The 15,980-nt window shown below is 72.0% G+C and carries 15 protein-coding genes and 1 tRNA gene; 11 read left to right on the forward strand and 5 right to left on the reverse strand.

All coding sequences use genetic code 11. The annotated features are described in order from the left end of the window. Positions 1-136: 136 nt before the first annotated feature. Positions 137-2,908 (reverse strand): pyruvate dehydrogenase (acetyl-transferring), homodimeric type, encoded by a 2,772-nt coding sequence (gene aceE, locus AB0316_RS06220; protein WP_366271440.1) that lies wholly within the window; start codon positions 2,906-2,908, stop codon positions 137-139. A 330-nt stretch (positions 2,909-3,238) separates the two neighbouring features. Here aceE and AB0316_RS06225 point away from each other — a divergent pair, with 330 nt between their 5' ends. The 8 genes from AB0316_RS06225 (at position 3,239) to AB0316_RS06260 (ending at position 8,691) form a co-directional block, all read left to right on the forward strand. Further along, positions 3,239-3,655, forward strand: coding sequence for a DUF3052 domain-containing protein (locus tag AB0316_RS06225; protein WP_366271442.1), 417 nt, complete (start codon positions 3,239-3,241; stop codon positions 3,653-3,655). A gap of 81 nt (positions 3,656-3,736) precedes the next feature. Then, positions 3,737-4,273 (forward strand): peroxiredoxin, encoded by a 537-nt coding sequence (locus AB0316_RS06230; RefSeq protein WP_366271443.1) that lies wholly within the window; start codon positions 3,737-3,739, stop codon positions 4,271-4,273. Between the two features lie 43 nt (positions 4,274-4,316). Next, positions 4,317-4,389, forward strand: a tRNA-Val gene (locus AB0316_RS06235). Position 4,390: 1 nt separating this feature from the next. Continuing rightward, positions 4,391-5,287: a Nif3-like dinuclear metal center hexameric protein gene (locus tag AB0316_RS06240; protein ID WP_366271444.1), complete on the forward strand. Its 897-nt coding sequence runs from the start codon at positions 4,391-4,393 to the stop codon at positions 5,285-5,287. Further along, positions 5,215-6,024: a C4-type zinc ribbon domain-containing protein gene (locus AB0316_RS06245; RefSeq protein ID WP_366271446.1), complete on the forward strand. Its 810-nt coding sequence runs from the start codon at positions 5,215-5,217 to the stop codon at positions 6,022-6,024. Before AB0316_RS06240 ends, AB0316_RS06245 begins: the two co-directional genes overlap by 73 nt. A gap of 18 nt (positions 6,025-6,042) precedes the next feature. Then, positions 6,043-7,080 (forward strand): reverse transcriptase-like protein, encoded by a 1,038-nt coding sequence (locus tag AB0316_RS06250; RefSeq protein WP_366271448.1) that lies wholly within the window; start codon positions 6,043-6,045, stop codon positions 7,078-7,080. Positions 7,081-7,105: 25 nt separating this feature from the next. Further along, positions 7,106-7,519, forward strand: a complete 414-nt coding sequence (locus AB0316_RS06255) for a rhodanese-like domain-containing protein (RefSeq protein WP_366271450.1) — start codon at positions 7,106-7,108, stop codon at positions 7,517-7,519. Then, on the forward strand, positions 7,516-8,691 hold the full coding sequence (locus AB0316_RS06260) for an O-succinylhomoserine sulfhydrylase (protein WP_366271451.1): 1,176 nt from the start codon (positions 7,516-7,518) through the stop codon (positions 8,689-8,691). The genes AB0316_RS06255 and AB0316_RS06260 overlap by 4 nt, the downstream gene beginning before the upstream one ends. Positions 8,692-8,872: 181 nt before the next feature. Here AB0316_RS06260 and AB0316_RS06265 read toward each other — a convergent pair whose 3' ends face one another. Further along, positions 8,873-9,967 carry an SLC13 family permease gene (locus AB0316_RS06265; protein WP_366271452.1) on the reverse strand — a complete coding sequence of 365 codons (1,095 nt, stop codon included), beginning with the start codon at positions 9,965-9,967 and terminating at the stop codon, positions 8,873-8,875. 1 nt (position 9,968) lies between these two features. After that, positions 9,969-10,718, reverse strand: a complete 750-nt coding sequence (yaaA, locus tag AB0316_RS06270) for a peroxide stress protein YaaA (RefSeq protein ID WP_366271454.1) — start codon at positions 10,716-10,718, stop codon at positions 9,969-9,971. 148 nt (positions 10,719-10,866) lie between these two features. Here yaaA and AB0316_RS06275 point away from each other — a divergent pair, with 148 nt between their 5' ends. Beyond that, the gene (locus tag AB0316_RS06275; RefSeq protein WP_366271456.1) at positions 10,867-12,303 is read left to right on the forward strand and encodes an RNB domain-containing ribonuclease; all 1,437 of its coding nucleotides are present in this window, start codon (positions 10,867-10,869) and stop codon (positions 12,301-12,303) included. A gap of 87 nt (positions 12,304-12,390) precedes the next feature. On the opposite strand, the gene AB0316_RS06280 is transcribed toward AB0316_RS06275, so the two are convergent. Further along, positions 12,391-13,299 (reverse strand): hypothetical protein, encoded by a 909-nt coding sequence (locus AB0316_RS06280; RefSeq protein WP_366271458.1) that lies wholly within the window; start codon positions 13,297-13,299, stop codon positions 12,391-12,393. 171 nt (positions 13,300-13,470) lie between these two features. Here AB0316_RS06280 and AB0316_RS06285 point away from each other — a divergent pair, with 171 nt between their 5' ends. Together AB0316_RS06285 and AB0316_RS06290 are read left to right on the forward strand one after the other, a co-directional pair. Continuing rightward, positions 13,471-15,081, forward strand: a complete 1,611-nt coding sequence (locus tag AB0316_RS06285) for a peptide chain release factor 3 (protein ID WP_366271460.1) — start codon at positions 13,471-13,473, stop codon at positions 15,079-15,081. 89 nt (positions 15,082-15,170) lie between these two features. Continuing rightward, a complete protein-coding gene (locus tag AB0316_RS06290) occupies positions 15,171-15,506 on the forward strand; it encodes an STAS domain-containing protein (RefSeq protein WP_366271462.1) in 336 nt (111 codons plus the stop codon). A 20-nt stretch (positions 15,507-15,526) separates the two neighbouring features. Here AB0316_RS06290 and AB0316_RS06295 read toward each other — a convergent pair whose 3' ends face one another. After that, the gene (locus AB0316_RS06295; protein WP_366271465.1) at positions 15,527-15,925 is read right to left on the reverse strand and encodes an ATP-binding protein; all 399 of its coding nucleotides are present in this window, start codon (positions 15,923-15,925) and stop codon (positions 15,527-15,529) included. Positions 15,926-15,980: the final 55 nt, after the last annotated feature.

Genomic DNA, 15,980 nt, shown 5'->3' on the forward strand with positions numbered 1-15,980 from the left:
CTCACAACTCACCGGGATCCGATTCGGGTGGGTTGTGACCTTCACGGTGTGTTGCGGGGGAGGGCGTCGTCCGCGCGGATGTGGCCCGGCCCCTGGGCAGGGACCGGGCCACACGGCATACGTCAGCGGGGGAGCCTCAGCTCTCGCCGCCCGCGTTGCCGGACGTGCCGGCGGTGACGTCGTCGAGCTTGTACTTCTCGGCTGCGCGGCGCGGGACGTCGGCGTCGACCTTGCCCTCCTTGGCGAGCAGCTGCAGCGTCCGCACGGCGACCGACGGGCCGTCGATGTGGAAGAAGCGGCGCGCCGCCGGGCGGGTGTCCGAGAAGCCGAAGCCGTCGGCGCCGAGCGTGGCGTAGGTGCCCGGGACCCACTCGCGGATCTGGTCCTGGACCGCCCGCATGTAGTCCGACACTGCCACGACCGGGCCCTCGGTGCCCTGGAGGCACTGCGTGACCCACGGGACGCGCTTCTCGGCGTCGGGGGAGAGGAACTCCTGCTCGTCGGCGGCAAGGCCATCGCGGCGCAGCTCGTTCCACGAGGTCACCGACCACACGTCGGCGGCCACGCCCCAGTCGTCGGCGAGCAGCTGCTGGGCCTCGAGCGCCCACGGCACGCCGACGCCCGACCCGAGGATCTGCGCGCGGGGGGCCTCGTGCGTCCAGCCCTCGGTGTTGGCCGGGGCGATCTTGTGCATGCCGCGCAGGATGCCCTCGACGTCGACGTCGTCGGGCTCCTTCGGCTGCTGCAGCGGCTCGTTGTAGACGGTGAGGTAGTAGATGACGTTCGACTCCTCGGGCGTCTTGCCCTCGCCGTACATCCGCTCGAGACCCGCCTGCACGATGTGCGCGATCTCGTACGCGTACGCCGGGTCGTAGTGCACGACGGCCGGGTTGGTCGAGGCGAGCAGCGGGCTGTGACCGTCCGCGTGCTGCAGGCCCTCGCCGGTCAGCGTCGTGCGGCCGGCCGTTGCGCCGATGAGGAAGCCGCGGGTCATCTGGTCGGCGGCCGCCCAGATGGAGTCACCCGTGCGCTGGAAGCCGAACATCGAGTAGAAGACGTAGACCGGGATCATCGGCTGGCCGTGCGTCGCGTAGGACGTGCCGGCAGCCGTGAACGCGGCGAGCGAGCCGGCCTCGTTGATGCCGAGGTGCAGGATCTGGCCCGACTCGTTCTCGCGGTAGGCGAGCATCAGCTCGGCGTCGACCGGCGTGTAGTTCTGCCCGTTGGGGTTGTAGATCTTGATCGTCGGGAAGAACGCGTCCATGCCGAACGTGCGCGCCTCGTCGGGGATGATCGGCACGACCCGCTTGCCGAACTCCTTGTCGCGCAGCAGGTCCTTGAGCAGGCGGACGAAGGCCATCGTCGTGGCGACCTCCTGCTTGCCCGAGCCCTTCTTGACCTGCGCGTACGCCTCGTCGCCGGGCAGCTTGACCGGCTCGAAGTCGACGCGGCGGCTCGGCAGCGTGCCGCCGAGCTTCTGGCGCCGGTCGATCGAGTACTTGATGACGTCGCTGTCGGCGCCGGGGTGGTAGTACGGCGGCTGGTAGGGGTTGGCCTCGAGCTGCTCGTCGGTGATCGGGATGCGCAGGCTGTCGCGGAAGGCCTTGAGGTCGTCCAGCGTCATCTTCTTCATCTGGTGCGTCGCGTTGCGGCCGGCGAAGTGCGAGCCGAGGCTGTAGCCCTTGATGGTCTTGGCGAGGATGACGGTCGGCTGGCCGGTGTGCTCGCGGGCCGCCTTGTACGCGGCGTAGACCTTGCGGTAGTCGTGGCCACCGCGCTTGAGGTCCCACCAGACCTGGTCGTCGCTCCAGCCCTCGACCATCTTGGCGGTGCGCGGGTCGCGGCCGAAGAAGTGGTCGCGGACGTACTTGCCGTCGTTGGCGCGGAAGGTCTGGTAGTCGCCGTCGCTCGTGGTGTTCATGACGTGCACGAGGGCGCCGTCGCGGTCGGCGGCCAGCAGCGGGTCCCATCCGCGGCCCCAGATGACCTTGATGACGTTCCAGCCAGCGCCGCGGAAGAAGGCCTCGAGCTCCTGGATGATCTTGCCGTTGCCGCGGACCGGGCCGTCGAGGCGCTGCAGGTTGCAGTTGATGACGAAGTTGAGGTTGTCGAGCTCCTCGTTCGCCGCGAGCTGCAGCAGGCCGCGCGACTCGGGCTCGTCCATCTCGCCGTCGCCGAGGAAGGCCCACACGTCCTGCTGGCTGGTGTCCTTGATGCCGCGGTTGTGGAGGTACTTGTTGAACTGCGCCTGGTAGATCGCGTTCATCGGGCCGATGCCCATCGACACCGTCGGGAACTCCCAGTAGTCGGGGAGCAGCCGCGGGTGCGGGTAGGACGGCAGCGCCTGGATCTTGCCGTCGACGATGTGGCTCTTCTCCTGGCGGAAGCCGTCGAGCTGCGCCTCGGTCAGGTGGCCCTCGAGGAAGCTGCGGGCGTACATGCCGGGGGAGGCGTGGCCCTGGAAGTAGACCTGGTCGCCGCCGCCGGGGTGGTCCTTGCCGCGGAAGAAGTGGTTCATGCCCACCTCGTAGAGCGTCGCGGCGCTCGCGTAGGTGGAGATGTGGCCGCCGACGCCGATGCCGGGCTGCTGCGCGCGGTGGACCATGACCGCGGCGTTCCACCGGATGTAGCGGCGCATCTCGCGCTCGGTCTCCTCGTCACCGGGGAACCACGGCTCGCGCTCGGGCGGGATGGTGTTGATGTAGTCGGTGGCCGTCAGGGACGGGACGCCCACCTGCTGCTGGCGCGCACGCTCGATGAGCTTGAGCATGATGTAGCGCGCGCGGGTGCGGCCCTTCTCGTCGAGGACGGCGTCGAGGGAGTCGATCCACTCCTGCGTCTCGTCCGGGTCGATGTCCGGGAGCTGACTGGGGATGCCGTTGAGGATCGGTCCGGCCTCGGATGCCACGTCGTGGGTCCTTTCTCGTCGCGAGGCGGCGCCCGCGGCCGGTCGGCCACGTCGCTGCACCCATCCATCCTCTACCCAAGGGTGGCGGCCATCACAATTGGGTCCTCCCTGCGGACGCGCTCGGCTGGGCGGTCGCCTCCGGCGAGAGGGCGTATGCCGTCCCCCTCGGCCGGTGACCGAGGCCGGGTTTGGCGCGGCGTGGGCGTTGTCCCCTCCGGAGTCCACCTTGCGCGATAGCGTCGGAGCCGATGCACTGATGTCGTGGCACCCACTACGGCGACAGGGCGTGACAGCGCCACCAGCCAGCGACGATCGAAGGGACCGGTGACAGTGAGCGAGACCGCGGGAGCGGCGTCCTTCAGCAAGCTCGGATTTGCCAAGGGGCAGGTCATCCAGGAGTTCGGCTATGACGACGACGTCGACGACGACCTGCGGTTCGCGCTCGAGGACCTTGTCGGCAGCGAGCTCGAGGACGAGGAGTTCAACGACGGCGCCGACGGAGTCATGATCTGGTACCGCGACGGGGACGACGACCTCGTCGACCTCATGGTGGACGGGCTGACGAAGCTCTTCGACCAGGGCTTCATCGTGCTTTTGACGCCGAAGGCCGGACGTCCAGGGCACGTCGACGCGAGCGTGGTCGAGGAGGCCGCCTCCACGGCCGGGCTCATCACCGGCGGCCAGGTCAACGTCGCGGCCGACTGGGCGGCCACTCGGCTCATGCCGCCCAAGGGTCCCCGGCGCTGATGGCACCCGTTCGAAGCTGGCTTTCTGCGGGGCTGTCGAGGGTGGCGCGCGGTCTCGTGCGGTGATGTCACACTTGCGGCCATGACCAACGCGCACCCGACCGACTCCCGCGCCCGGGCGGTCCAGTCGTCCGCGCCGCTCGGCGTCGGCGAGCCGGCCCCCGACTTCACCCTCGTCGACCAGTACGGCGTCGACGTGAGCCTCTCGGCGGTGCGTGGCCTCAAGAACGCGGTCGTCGTCTTCTACCCGGCGGCCTTCTCGGGGATCTGCCGCGGCGAGCTGCGCGAGATCCGCGACGGGCTCGAGGACTTCCAGGACGACGACATCCAGGTGTTCGCGATCTCGTGCGACTCGATGTACACCCTGCGCGCCTGGGCCGACGCCGAGGGCCACTTCTTCCCGCTCCTGTCCGACTTCTGGCCGCACGGCGAGGTGGCCCGGCGCTACGGAGTGCTCGACGAGGAGGAGGGCTTCGCCCTGCGTGGGACGTTCCTCGTCGACCGGTCGGGGATCGTCGTCTGGAGCGAGGTCCGTGAGATCGGGCAGGGTCGCGACTTCACGGCCTACCGGGAGGCGCTGGCGAGCCTCCGCGCCGGCTCGCCCGATGCCGTAGGCTGACCGCCGCCCGTCGGTGACGCCCTGTCGTCCACCGGCGCGTGAGGGGCCTGTAGCTCAGTTGGTAGAGCACCGCGTTTACACCGCGGGTGTCGTCGGTTCGAGCCCGGCCGGGCCCACGTGGACGATCCCGCCCCCGACCTCGACTCCCGCGACCTGCGTCTGCGCGATGTCGTCGCGGCGCTCGAGTCGCTCTACCCCCTCGAGAGCGCAGCGGACTGGGACCGCGTCGGCCTCGTCACGGGCGAGCCCGACCAGCCCGTACGCCGCATCCTCCTCGCGCTCGACCCGACCCTCGCGGTCATCGACGAGGCCCGTGAGTGGGGCGCCGACCTGCTCGTGACGCACCACCCGCTGCTGCTGCGCGGCGTGCACTCGGTCGCGACGACGAGCGCCAAGGGCGCCTCGGTCACCGCGCTCGTCCGGGCCGGTGTCGCCCTCTGGGTCGGGCACACCAACGCCGACGTCGCCGATCCCGGCGTCTCCAGCGTGCTCGCAGACGCCCTCGGCCTGGTGGACCAGCGACCCCTCTCCGACGACCGTGCCGGCCGGGTGGGCCGGCTCGCCTCCGCCGTGAGCCTCGCCGAGTTCGCCGAGACGGTGGCCACGGCCCTGCCGGCGACGGCGGGCGGCATACGGGTCAGCGGTGACCCGGACGGGTCCGTGCGGACGGTCGCGGTCATGGGCGGGTCGGGCGACGACCGCTTCGGCGACGTGCGCGCCAGCGGCGCCGACGTCTACGTGACCGCCGACCTGCGCCACCACCCGGTCCTCGAGGCGCGTGAGGAGGCCCGCGGCGGGCGTCCCTACCTCGTCGACGCCGGGCACTGGGCCACCGAGTCGCTGTGGCTCCAGAGCTGCCGCGGGCGTCTGCTGGCGAGGCTCGGGGAGCAGGCGACAGCGACTAGGGTCGAGACCAGAGTCTCAGCCATCCGCACCGAGCCGTGGACGTTCGTCGTCGGTGCGAATGCCGCGCGGCCAGCCCGCGCGGTCCCCCCAACCGGAGGTGTGTCCTGAAAGCCGACCCGTTCCGCCAGCTGCGCCTGCTCGACCTGCAGGCCATCGACACGCGCCTCGACCAGATCGCGCACGCCAAGGCGACGCTGCCGCAGACGCCGGCCGTCGGGGCCGCTCGCCGCGAGCTCCAGGCGCTGGAGACGCAGATCGTCAATGCCCGCACCGCCGCCGGCGACGTGCAGCGCGAGCTGGTCAAGTCCGACCAGGACGTCCAGCTCGTGCGCGACCGCGCCGCCCGCAACCAGGCTCGCCTGGACGCCGGGCAGGGGAGCGCCAAGGACCTGCAGGCCCTGCAGCACGAGCTGACGTCGCTCGCGCGGCGACAGGCCGAGCTCGAGGAGCTCGAGCTGGAGGTCATGGAGCGGTCCGAGACGCTGACGGCCCAGGTGCAGCAGCTGGAGGCCCGCCGGGTCGAGCTCGTCGAGCGGGTCCAGGCGCTGGAGGGCGAGCGCGACGCTGCGCTGGCCAAGCTCGACGCGGAGGCGGTGACGGTGGGCTCCGGCCGCGCCGACATCGTGGCCGGCGTCGGGGAGGAGCTGGTCGCGCTCTACGAGAAGATCCGTGCGAGCAGCGGTGGGATGGCCGCCGCCGAGCTGCGGCACCGCCGGTGCGGAGGCTGCCGGCTCGAGCTCGGCAACGTCGACCTCGCCCGCATCCGCAACGCCCCCGAGGACGAGGTCGTGCGCTGCGAGGAGTGCAGGCGCATCATGATCCGCACGGGCGAGTCCGGCCTGTGACCGGTCGGTGAGCCGCTGGTGAGCGGCGCCTCCGGAGGCGGCGCGCGCCGACTCGTCGTCGAGGCCGACGGCGGCTCCCGCGGCAACCCCGGTGTCGCCGGCTACGGCGCGCTGGTCCGGGACGCGGCCACCGGCCGGGTGCTCGTCGAGCTCGCCGAACCCCTCGGCACGGCCAGCAACAACGTGGCCGAGTACTCCGGGCTGCTCGCCGGCCTGCGGGCCGTCCTCGACATCGACGCGGGCGCCAGGGTGCGCGTCAGGATGGACTCCAAGCTCGTCGTCGAGCAGATGTCCGGACGCTGGAAGATCAAGCACGAGGACATGCGCCGTCTGGCCCTCGAGGCGCGCGAGCTGTGCACCCAGATCTCCCGGGCCGGTGGGAGCGTCGACTTCGAGTGGATCCCGCGCGAGAAGAACAAGGACGCCGACGCCCTGAGCAACGACGCGATGGACGGCAAGAGCGTCCACCGCGTGCTGACGCAGGAGAGCACCGAGGGCACGACCGGGGCGATCGCCGGGTCGGCAGACGGGAAGGACGTCGGGAAGGACGTCGGGTCGGCGTCGACCATGGACCGTCCTGCCGGGCAGGCTGCCGGTCACGCCACCGGTGGAGGACCGCTTCGACTCCTGCTCGTGCAGACACCGATAGAGGAGGCGGCCACTCCCCGGATCGTCGCCGCCGTGCGGCGCCTGGTCGGCCCCTCCGCCTCGGTGGTCGGCTCGGACGAGGCCCTCGCCGCCCAGGTCGCCAGCGAGGTGGCCTCGGTGCTCGGCTCGTCGGCGTCGACGTCGGCGCAGTGGTCGGGCGAGGCACCCGGCGCGGTCGGTGACGAGACGGTGCGGACGGCATACCGCTCGCTCGCGGCGTCCGGTGGCACCGTGGTGGCCGTGACGACCCGGCGGGGGGTCCTGTCGGTGCTGGCCGACGTGCTCGGCACGCCGCCTGACCGGTTCTGGGCGCTCGCGACGGCGCCGGGCAGCCTCACCGCGGTCGAGGTCTGGGAGGACGGATCGGCCTCCGTGGCTTTCACCAATCGGACCGACCATCTCGCCTGACGGACGCTGTGCGATATTCGGGGGCATGAGCTATGCCGGTGACGTGACCCCCGAGCAGGCGTGGACGGCGCTGCGCGACGAGCCCGGAGCGGTGCTCGTCGACGTGCGGACGAGGGCCGAGTGGTCCTACGTCGGGCTGCCGGACCTCGCCCCGATCGGCAAGGAGCCGGTGCTCCTGGAATGGCAGAGCTACCCCGACGGCCGGGTCAACGAGCGCTTCACCTCGCAGCTGGAGGCGGCGGGCGTCGCCAAGGACGCCCCGGTCTACTTCCTGTGCCGCTCGGGCGTCCGATCGGTCTCCGCGGCGACGACCGCCACGGAGCAGGGCTGGTCGAGCGCGCACAACATCCTGCACGGGTTCGAGGGACCGCACGACGAGTCGCGACACCGCACGGTGGCCGGCTGGAAGGTCGCGGGCCTGCCGTGGGTGCAGGGATGAGCGGCACTGACTGGCGGCCCGACACGGTCGCGGTGCGGGGAGGCCTGTCCCGCAGCGAGTTCGACGAGACCTCCGAGGCGATCTTCCTGACGTCCGGCTACGTCTACCGCACGGCCGAGGACGCCGAGGCCGCCTTCACGGGCGACGTCGACCGCTTCGTCTACTCCCGCTACGGCAACCCGACGGTCACGATGTTCGAGGAGCGGCTTCGCCAGATCGAGGGCGCCGAGGCCTGCTTCGCGACCGGCTCGGGGATGTCGGCGGTCTTCGTCGCGCTCGCTGCACTGCTCGGCAAGGGCGACCGCGTCGTGTCCTCCCGCGCCCTCTTCGGCTCGTGCTTCGTCATCCTCGACGAGATCCTGCCGCGGTGGGGCGTCGAGACCGTCTTCGTCGACGGCGCCGATCTCGACCAGTGGCGTGAGGCGCTGTCCGAGCCGACGACCGCCGTCTTCTTCGAGACGCCGAGCAACCCGATGCAGGAGCTCGTCGACGTCGCAGCCGTGACCGAGCTGGCGCACGCAGCCGGCGCGAAGGTGGTCGTCGACAACGTCTTCGGCACGCCGGTCTTCTCCAAGCCGCTGGAGCTCGGCGCCGACATCGTCGTCTACTCCGCCACCAAGCACATCGACGGCCAGGGCCGCACGCTCGGCGGCGCGGTGCTAGGGCCGAAAGAGTTCATCGACGGGCCGGTGCAGAACCTCATGCGCCACACCGGACCGTCGATGTCGCCGTTCAACGCGTGGGTTCTCGTCAAGGGCCTCGAGACCCTGTCGCTGCGGGTGCAGCGGATGGCGGAGAGTGCGCTGGAGGTGGCGCGGTTCCTTGAGTCGCACCCGAAGGTGACTCGGGTCGTGCACCCGTTCCTCGAGTCGCACCCGCAGCACGAGCTGGCCAGGCGCCAGATGGCCGCCGGCGGCACCGTCGTCACCTTCGAGCTCGACGGGGGCAAGGACGAGGCCTTCGCGCTGATGAACGCGCTCGAGATCATCGACATCTCCAACAACCTCGGCGACTCCAAGTCGCTCATCACCCACCCCGCGACGACGACGCACCGGCGGCTCGCGCCGGAGGCCCGGCAGGCCGTCGGCATCACCGACGGCGTCCTGCGCGTCTCCGTGGGGCTCGAGGACGTCCGCGACCTCGTCGACGACCTGGCCCGCGCCCTCGGCTGACCCGGCCGGGCCGTCCCTCCCTTGCGGTTCGAGGTGATCCCGGGGGCGAAGAGCCGCCAGGATCACCTCGAACCGGCCGGAACTCGGGACCGTTCGAGGTGATCGCGGCGACCGGATGCCGCCAGGATCACCTCGAACCGACAGAAGGTGAACCAGCGGGAGCGTATGCCGTGGCGCGGGGTCAGGGGGTCGCGACGAGTGCCAGGGTGGCTGCGGTCACGGCGACGACGGCGCACAGCAGACCGGTGCGGGCGATCCGGCCGGGCTCGACGGCGAGGTCGGCCGAGCGGCAGCGGGCGGCCCAGAGCAGGGTCGCGACCGAGCCCCACATGGTCACGATCGGGCCGGCGTTGACCCCGACCAGCAGCGCCGCGAGGCGGTGCGGCGCGTCCGTCACGGTGGGCTCGAGTGCTAGGTAGGCCGGCAGGTTGTTGATGCCGTTGGACGTCAGGGCGCCGATGCCGCTGACGCGGAGCAGGTCCGCGAGCGAGGTGCCGTGCCCGACGACGGTGCGCAGCCAGGCTTCGAGCCCCAGGCGCAGGGCCGTGTCGACGACGACGAAGAGCACGCAGATGCCGATGACGGTGAGCCACGGCAGCTTGATGCGCCGGAGCAGCTCGGGGGCGCGCCAGTACGTCGCGGCGAGCAGGACCACGGCCGCGGGCAGGGCGGCGAGGGCCGGCTGGATCCCGACCACGAATGCAGGGGCCAGCAGCACGCAGACGCCACCACTGATCTGCATCAGGACGCGGTCGTGCGGCTCGGCCGGCGGCGGGGTCGAGTAGCGGTCGCGCAGGTCGCGGCGGTGCAGCAACCACAGCACCGCCACCGTCGCCAGGATCGCCGTCACCGCCGGCAGCGCCATGAGGCGGATGTAGCCGAGAGTGCCGACGCCCAACCCCTGGAAAGGGTGCAGGGCCAGCAGGTTGGTGAGGTTCGAGACCGGCAGCAGCAGCGAGGCGGTGTTGGCCAGCCACAGCGTCGTCATGGCGAAGGGCAGCGCGGGGGCACGCACCTGCCGCGCCACCGTGATGGCGACCGGCGTCAGCAGCACCGCGGTCGTGTCGAGGCTGAGCAGGATCGTGCACGCGACCGCAAGCCCGACGATGAGCAGCCACAGCAGGACCACCCGGCCCCGCGCCGCTCGCGCCGCCCGGTGGGCCAGGGCGTCGAAGAGCCCCGACAGGTCGCAGATCTCCGCGACGACCGTGATCGCCACGAGGAAGACGAGGATCGGGGTGACCCGCTCGACGAGCTGGCCCAGGCTCGCGAGCACGTCAGGACCTCGCGGTGGTGGCCAGCTGCCAGGGGCGTCCGGCCCGGGCCGGGGGAGTCAGCTCGACCTCGAAGCGGTCGGACAGGCGCTCGGCCAGGGCCTCGGGGGTGCGCGGCGCCTCCGCCTGCACGAGCTGGCGCGCCACGAGGCCGCGGGTGTGCTTGGCCATGTGCGAGGCGCCGGGGACCGTGACCTGCACCCAGCGCTCGGCGTGCTCACCCGTGGGACGCCACACGGCGGCATACGTGCTCGACCGGCAGTCCACGACGAGCTCGCGCGGCTTGACGGCCGTCTCGAGCGCGACGGACACCTCGCGGCGCCACTCGCGCGAGAGGTGGCCCACGCCCGGGAGGGTGCTGCAGATGTTGACGCGGTAGGCAGGGATGCGGTCGGGGAGCCGCACGGCGCCGAAGAGGGCCGAGACGACGACGATCCAACGGTTCGCGCGCCGCTTCGAGGCGGCGTCGAGGGACTCGAGGTCGAGGGCCTGGTAGAGCACCCCGCTGTAGACGTGCGCGGCGGTCGCGGTCGGCGCGGTGAGCAGCCGCGTGTTGCGCTCGAGGTCGTCGACGAGGTTCGGGTTGACGTCGAGGAGCGTCGCGGCGTCGGGCTCCGTGCTGAGGCGGGCGACCGTCTCGACGACCGACTCGCGCAGCGGGGTCAGCTCCGGGAAGGAGAGGGAGGACAGGTCGAGCGGGCGTCCGCGCCGTGGTGGGAGCTTGCCCTCGGACGGCGGGAGCAGGATGAGCACGGAGGCCAGCCTAGGCAACCGGCGGACCGATGTCCGATTGCTCCCGCGTGTCGGTCACGCGGCGGCCGGCGGGCGGCCCGCGCAGCTCCGAATGCGCTGCGCGGGCGCGCCACCCCCGCTGTGTGGTCGCCGTGCATAGGGTGACGCCATGGCCAATCGACACATCGTCTTCCGCCCGGCGCCGCAGCCCGGCGGGGTGGCACAGCAGCTCGTCGAGCGGTTCGAGGCGGTGCGGCGCGAGTTCGAGGTCCCCGACCGGTTCCCGCCCGAGGTGACCGCCGAGGCCGCCGCTGCTGCCGGTGCGGCGGCGCTGCCCGAGCGCGACGAGACCGCCGTCCCGTTCGTCACGATCGACCCGCCCAGCTCGATGGACCTCGACCAGGCGATGTCGATCGAGCGCCGGGGCGAGGGCTACCGGGTGCGCTACGCCATCGCCGACGTGCCGGCCTTCGTGCGCGCCGGGGGAGCGGTCGACGCCGAGGCGCGCCGTCGCGGACAGACCGTCTACTGCCCCGACGAGCGCATCCAGCTGCACCCGACCGAGCTGAGCGAGGGTGCCGCCAGCCTGCTGCCGGACCAGGTGCGCCCGGCGTTCGTCTGGGACATCACCCTCGCCGCCGACGGCGAGGGGACGGACGTTCAGGTCTACCGGGCGATGGTGCGCAGCGTGCGGCGCTACGACTACGAGCAGGTGCAGAAGGAGGTCGACGCCGGCACGGCCGAGGAGTGTCTCGTGCTGCTCAAGGAGGTCGGCGAGAAGCGTGTCGAGCTCGAGCGGAAGCGCGGCGGGGCCAGCCTGCCGATGCCCGAGCAGGAGGTCGAGGAGGACGAGGACGGCCGCTTCCGCATCTCCTTCCGCCCCGTGCTCGCCGCCGAGGACTGGAACGCCCAGATCTCCCTGCTCACGGGCATGGGTGCGGCCGAGCTCATGCTCCGCGGCAAGATCGGCATCCTGCGCACGATGCCGCCCCCCGAGCCGCGGGACCTCGCGCGCTTCCGTCGCCAGGCAGCTGCGGCGGGCGTCGCGTGGCCCCAGGACCTCGCGTACGGGGAGTTCCTTCGCTCGCTCGACCGCACCGACCCGCGTCACCTCGCGCTCATCCACGAGGCCACGGCGCTCTTCCGCGGCGCGGGTTACACCCCCTTCGACGGGACGGTGCCCGAGCAGCCACTGCACGCCGCCGTCGCGAACCCGTACGCCCACGTGACCGCGCCGCTGCGCCGGCTCGTCGACCGCTTCGGCCTCGTCGTGTGCGAGGCGCTCTCCTCGGGCGAGGACGTGCCGCAGTGGGTGCGCGAGGCCCTGCCCACCCTCCCCGAGATCATGGCGACGTCCGACCGGCGCACCAACGGGGTCGAGCGCGCCTGCACCGACGCCGTGGAGGCAGCCGAGCTGCGGCCCTACCTCGGGCGCACGCTCGAGGCCGTCGTCGTCGACGAGAACGACAAGGGCGTCGTCGTGCAGCTCATCGACCTCGCGGTCGTGGCGAAGGCCGGCGGCCACGCGACGGCGGGCGAGACCGTCACCGTCCGCGTCGATGCCGCCGACGTGACCACGGGCTCCGTGACGCTCACGGTCGCCTGAGGCTCCCGCCTGGCGTGGACCGAGGACGTATGCCGTCCCGCCACGTCCGCTCGCCCGTCGGGTGAGTCGTCGGGGAGCTGTCGGGCGTCAGGGTGCGGTCGGCCCGGCGGCGGGCGGAGCCGTTGCGCCCCCGGCGGCGCCGGGGGCGTCCTGACCGCCTTGGCCGACCGGTGGCGCGGGGGTGCCCGTGAGGTCCGGTGCCGTGCTCGAGGCCGCGGGCGCCGAGGGCGGCGCCGAGGTGGCGAGGGGCTCTGCGGGCGTCGTCGCCGGGACCGAGCCGCCGGTGGGGCCGCCGGTGGAGTCGGAGGAGGGGCCGGTCGTGGCGGTCGTGGGACCGTCGGTCGCCTGCGTCGTGGGGGAGGCCGGGCGGGTGTGGGTGGAGGCCGGCGTGCTGGGTGAGGGCGTGCGGCCGACCGAGGTGCGGGTGCCGATGTCGGTCCCGGTCACCGGGGCACCCGTGACGAGCTGAAGCGCGACCACGACGGCGGCGGCGAGGAGGAAGACCGCACCGGCCATCAGGAGCAGCCGGCGTGTGGTGGCGCGGTCGAGCCGCCGCCACCAGCCGGGACCGCGGTCGGGGTCGCGCGGGGTGTCCACCGTCTCGGTCGCCACCTGGACGACGCGACCGTCGGCGAGCCGGCGCGAGCGCACGACGACGACGGCCTCGCGGGCACGGGCCATCGAGTTGGTGTAGACGTTCGCGGCGATCGCGGAGACGACGCTCGCCACCGCGGCGCCGGTGATGGTGCCGGCGACGCCGAGGCGGGAGCCGAGCGCTGCTGCCGTGGCCGCCGCCATGGATCCGGCCACGAGCTGGCTCAGGGAGAGGTCGAGCAGCCTGGCCCGGGGCTGTGGCTCGGCCCGTGACTCGGCTCGTGGCTCGGCCCGTGACTCGGCTCGCCGGTCGGGGTCGGCGCCCTCCGGGGCGTCCGGGTCCGGGTCGGGCGAGGCGCCGGTGCGGCGGGTGGTCAGGTCGTCAGCTGGGTGGTGCGTCATGGTCCCGGAGTCGGTTGCGGTCGTGTTCCGAGGGAGAACGAACAGCTTCCGACGATAGTTGGCGATTCGCTCCCTTGGTGACTCAGGTCACCCACCGCACAGGGGCCCTCCCGGTCCGATGCGGAGGTCTGGCCGGTGCGGTGACAGACTCGGGGCGATCACTGGAGGACCATGGAAACCACTCTGCTCGCCACCCCGCAGGCAACCGCCCACGCTCCCGAGCTCGTCGCGGAGGCGGCCCGACGGCGTACGTTCGCCGTCATCTCGCACCCCGACGCCGGCAAGTCGACCCTCACCGAGGCGCTCGCGCTGCACGCGCACGCGATCGGCGAGGCCGGTGCCGTGCACGGCAAGGGCAACCGGCGCGGCGTCGTCTCCGACTGGATGGAGATGGAGAAGGACCGCGGGATCTCCATCACCTCCGCGGTGCTCCAGTTCGCCTACGAGGGCACGGTGGTGAACCTGCTCGACACCCCCGGCCACGCCGACTTCTCAGAGGACACCTACCGGGTGCTCGCGGCGGTCGACGCCGCCGTGATGCTCGTCGACGCCGCGAAGGGCATCGAGCCGCAGACGTTCAAGCTCTTCGAAGTGTGCCGGGCCCGCGGGGTGCCGGTCATCACGGTCGTCAACAAGTGGGACCGGCCGGGCCTCGACGCGCTCGCGCTCATGGACGAGCTGACGACCCGGATCGACCTGCACCCGATGCCTCTGACATGGCCGGTCGGCGTCGCCGGCGACTTCCACGGGGTGCTCGACTGTGCGACGGGCGAGTTCGTGCAGTTCACGCGTACGCCGGGCGGGGCCACCGAGGCGATCACGACGAGGATGAGCGCGGCCGAGGCCGAGTCACTGCTCGGCTCGACCTGGACCAACGCCGTCGAGGAGTACGACCTGCTGCGGTCGTCGGGGCACGGCTACGACCACGAGCTGTTCCTCTCGGGCGCCGCCTCGCCCGTGCTCTTCGGCTCGGCGGTCCTCAACTTCGGGGTACGCCAGCTGCTCGACACGCTCGTGGCGCTCGCTCCCGCGCCGGGCGCGCGCCCGGACCAGTCGGGCGCCCCGCGACCCGTCGACGCGCCGTTCTCGGGGTTCGTCTTCAAGATCCAGGCCGGGATGGACCGCGCCCACCGCGACCGGCTCGCCTTTGTGCGGGTCTGCTCCGGCCGCTTCACCCGAGGGATGGTGGTGACGCACGCCGAGACAGGGCGGCCGTTCGCGACGAAGTATGCGCAGAGCGTCTTCGGGCGCGACCGCTCGACCCTGGACGAGGCGTTCCCCGGCGACGTCATCGGCCTCGTCAACGCCAACGCCCTGCGGGTCGGCGACACGCTGTTCGCCGAGGAGAAGGTCGCCTTCCCGCGCATCCCGCTCTTCGCCCCCGAGCACTTCGCGGTGGCCCGGGCCGCCGTCACCGGCAAGCAGAAGCAGTTCCGCCGCGGGATCGAGCAGCTCGGTGAGGAGGGCGTGGTGCAGGTGCTCACCTCCGACCGGCGTGGTGCTCAGGCTCCCGTGCTGGCCGCCGTCGGTCCGATGCAGTTCGACGTGGCGAAGCACCGGATGGAGCACGAGTTCGGGGCGGCCATCCGGCTGGAGTCACTCGGCTACTCGGTGGCACGCGCCGTGACCGCCGCCGCGGTTCCCGTCGTGGACAGCCGCAGCGGGGCCGAGGTGCTCACCCGTTCCGACGGCGTGCGGGTGGCGGTGTTCGCGGACAAGTGGCGCCTTGCCTCGGTCGAGAGGGACCTGCCGGCCGAGAGCCTCACCCCGATCTTCGGCTGATCCGAGGCCCGACCGGAGAACGTTCTGCCTGCTCCGCCCCCGAGTCGCCGACATTCCACCCACGGAGCGTCATGAACGCCTAACGTGGGATGGCGACGCCGCAACAGGGAGGAAGCGCAGTGGATGCCGAGGTCACACATTCCGACGGCGTGACGACCGTGCGCCTGGCCGGCGAGATCGACACCTACACCGTGCCCGACCTGCGCCGGGCGTTCGAGAAGGTGACCACCGGCCAGAAGGTGGTCGTCGACCTCCGGGGCGTCACGTTCCTCGACTCCTCGGGTCTGGGCGCGATCATCGGGCTCCACCGGCGGGTGGTCGAGGACGGTGGGCACCTGGAGCTCGTGTGCACCGGCATGCCGTTGCAGCTGGTCAGGCTCATGAGCCTGGACCAGGTCATCGACGTCGTGCCGGTCGCCTGCTGACGGGGCGCGTACGCAGCGGGTCAGGACACCAGCGAGAGGTGGACTCGCACGCGGGTGTGGCTGGGGCGGGTGTCGATGACCAGCTCGTCGCTCAGGCGCTGGGCGATCCAGAGGCCGCGACCGCTCGTGGCGTAGGGCCCCGCCGGGGCGAGCTCGGGAATCGTCTCGGAGCCGTCGTCGTCCTCGACCGTGAACACCAGCGAGTCCTCGGTCTCGGCGATCCGGAGCACCCCGTGGCCGCCGCCGTGGACGATGCTGTTGACGGCCAGCTCGTGCACGGCGAGCACCGCGTTGTCGGCACGGTCGGGGATGCGCTGACCGGCGATGGCGCGTACGACTTCTCGCACTCGGCGCAGGTCGTCGGGACCGAACTCGACCCGACTGAGCTCCCTGCCGGAAGCGCTCGCTGATCCTGTCACAGCTGCATGCTCCCACTTCTGGTCCATCCATGGGCGTTTGCGGGGCCCGGCTGCC

This window comes from Terrabacter sp. NPDC080008 (assembly GCF_040702505.1).
GTDB lineage: Bacteria > Actinomycetota > Actinomycetes > Actinomycetales > Dermatophilaceae > Terrabacter.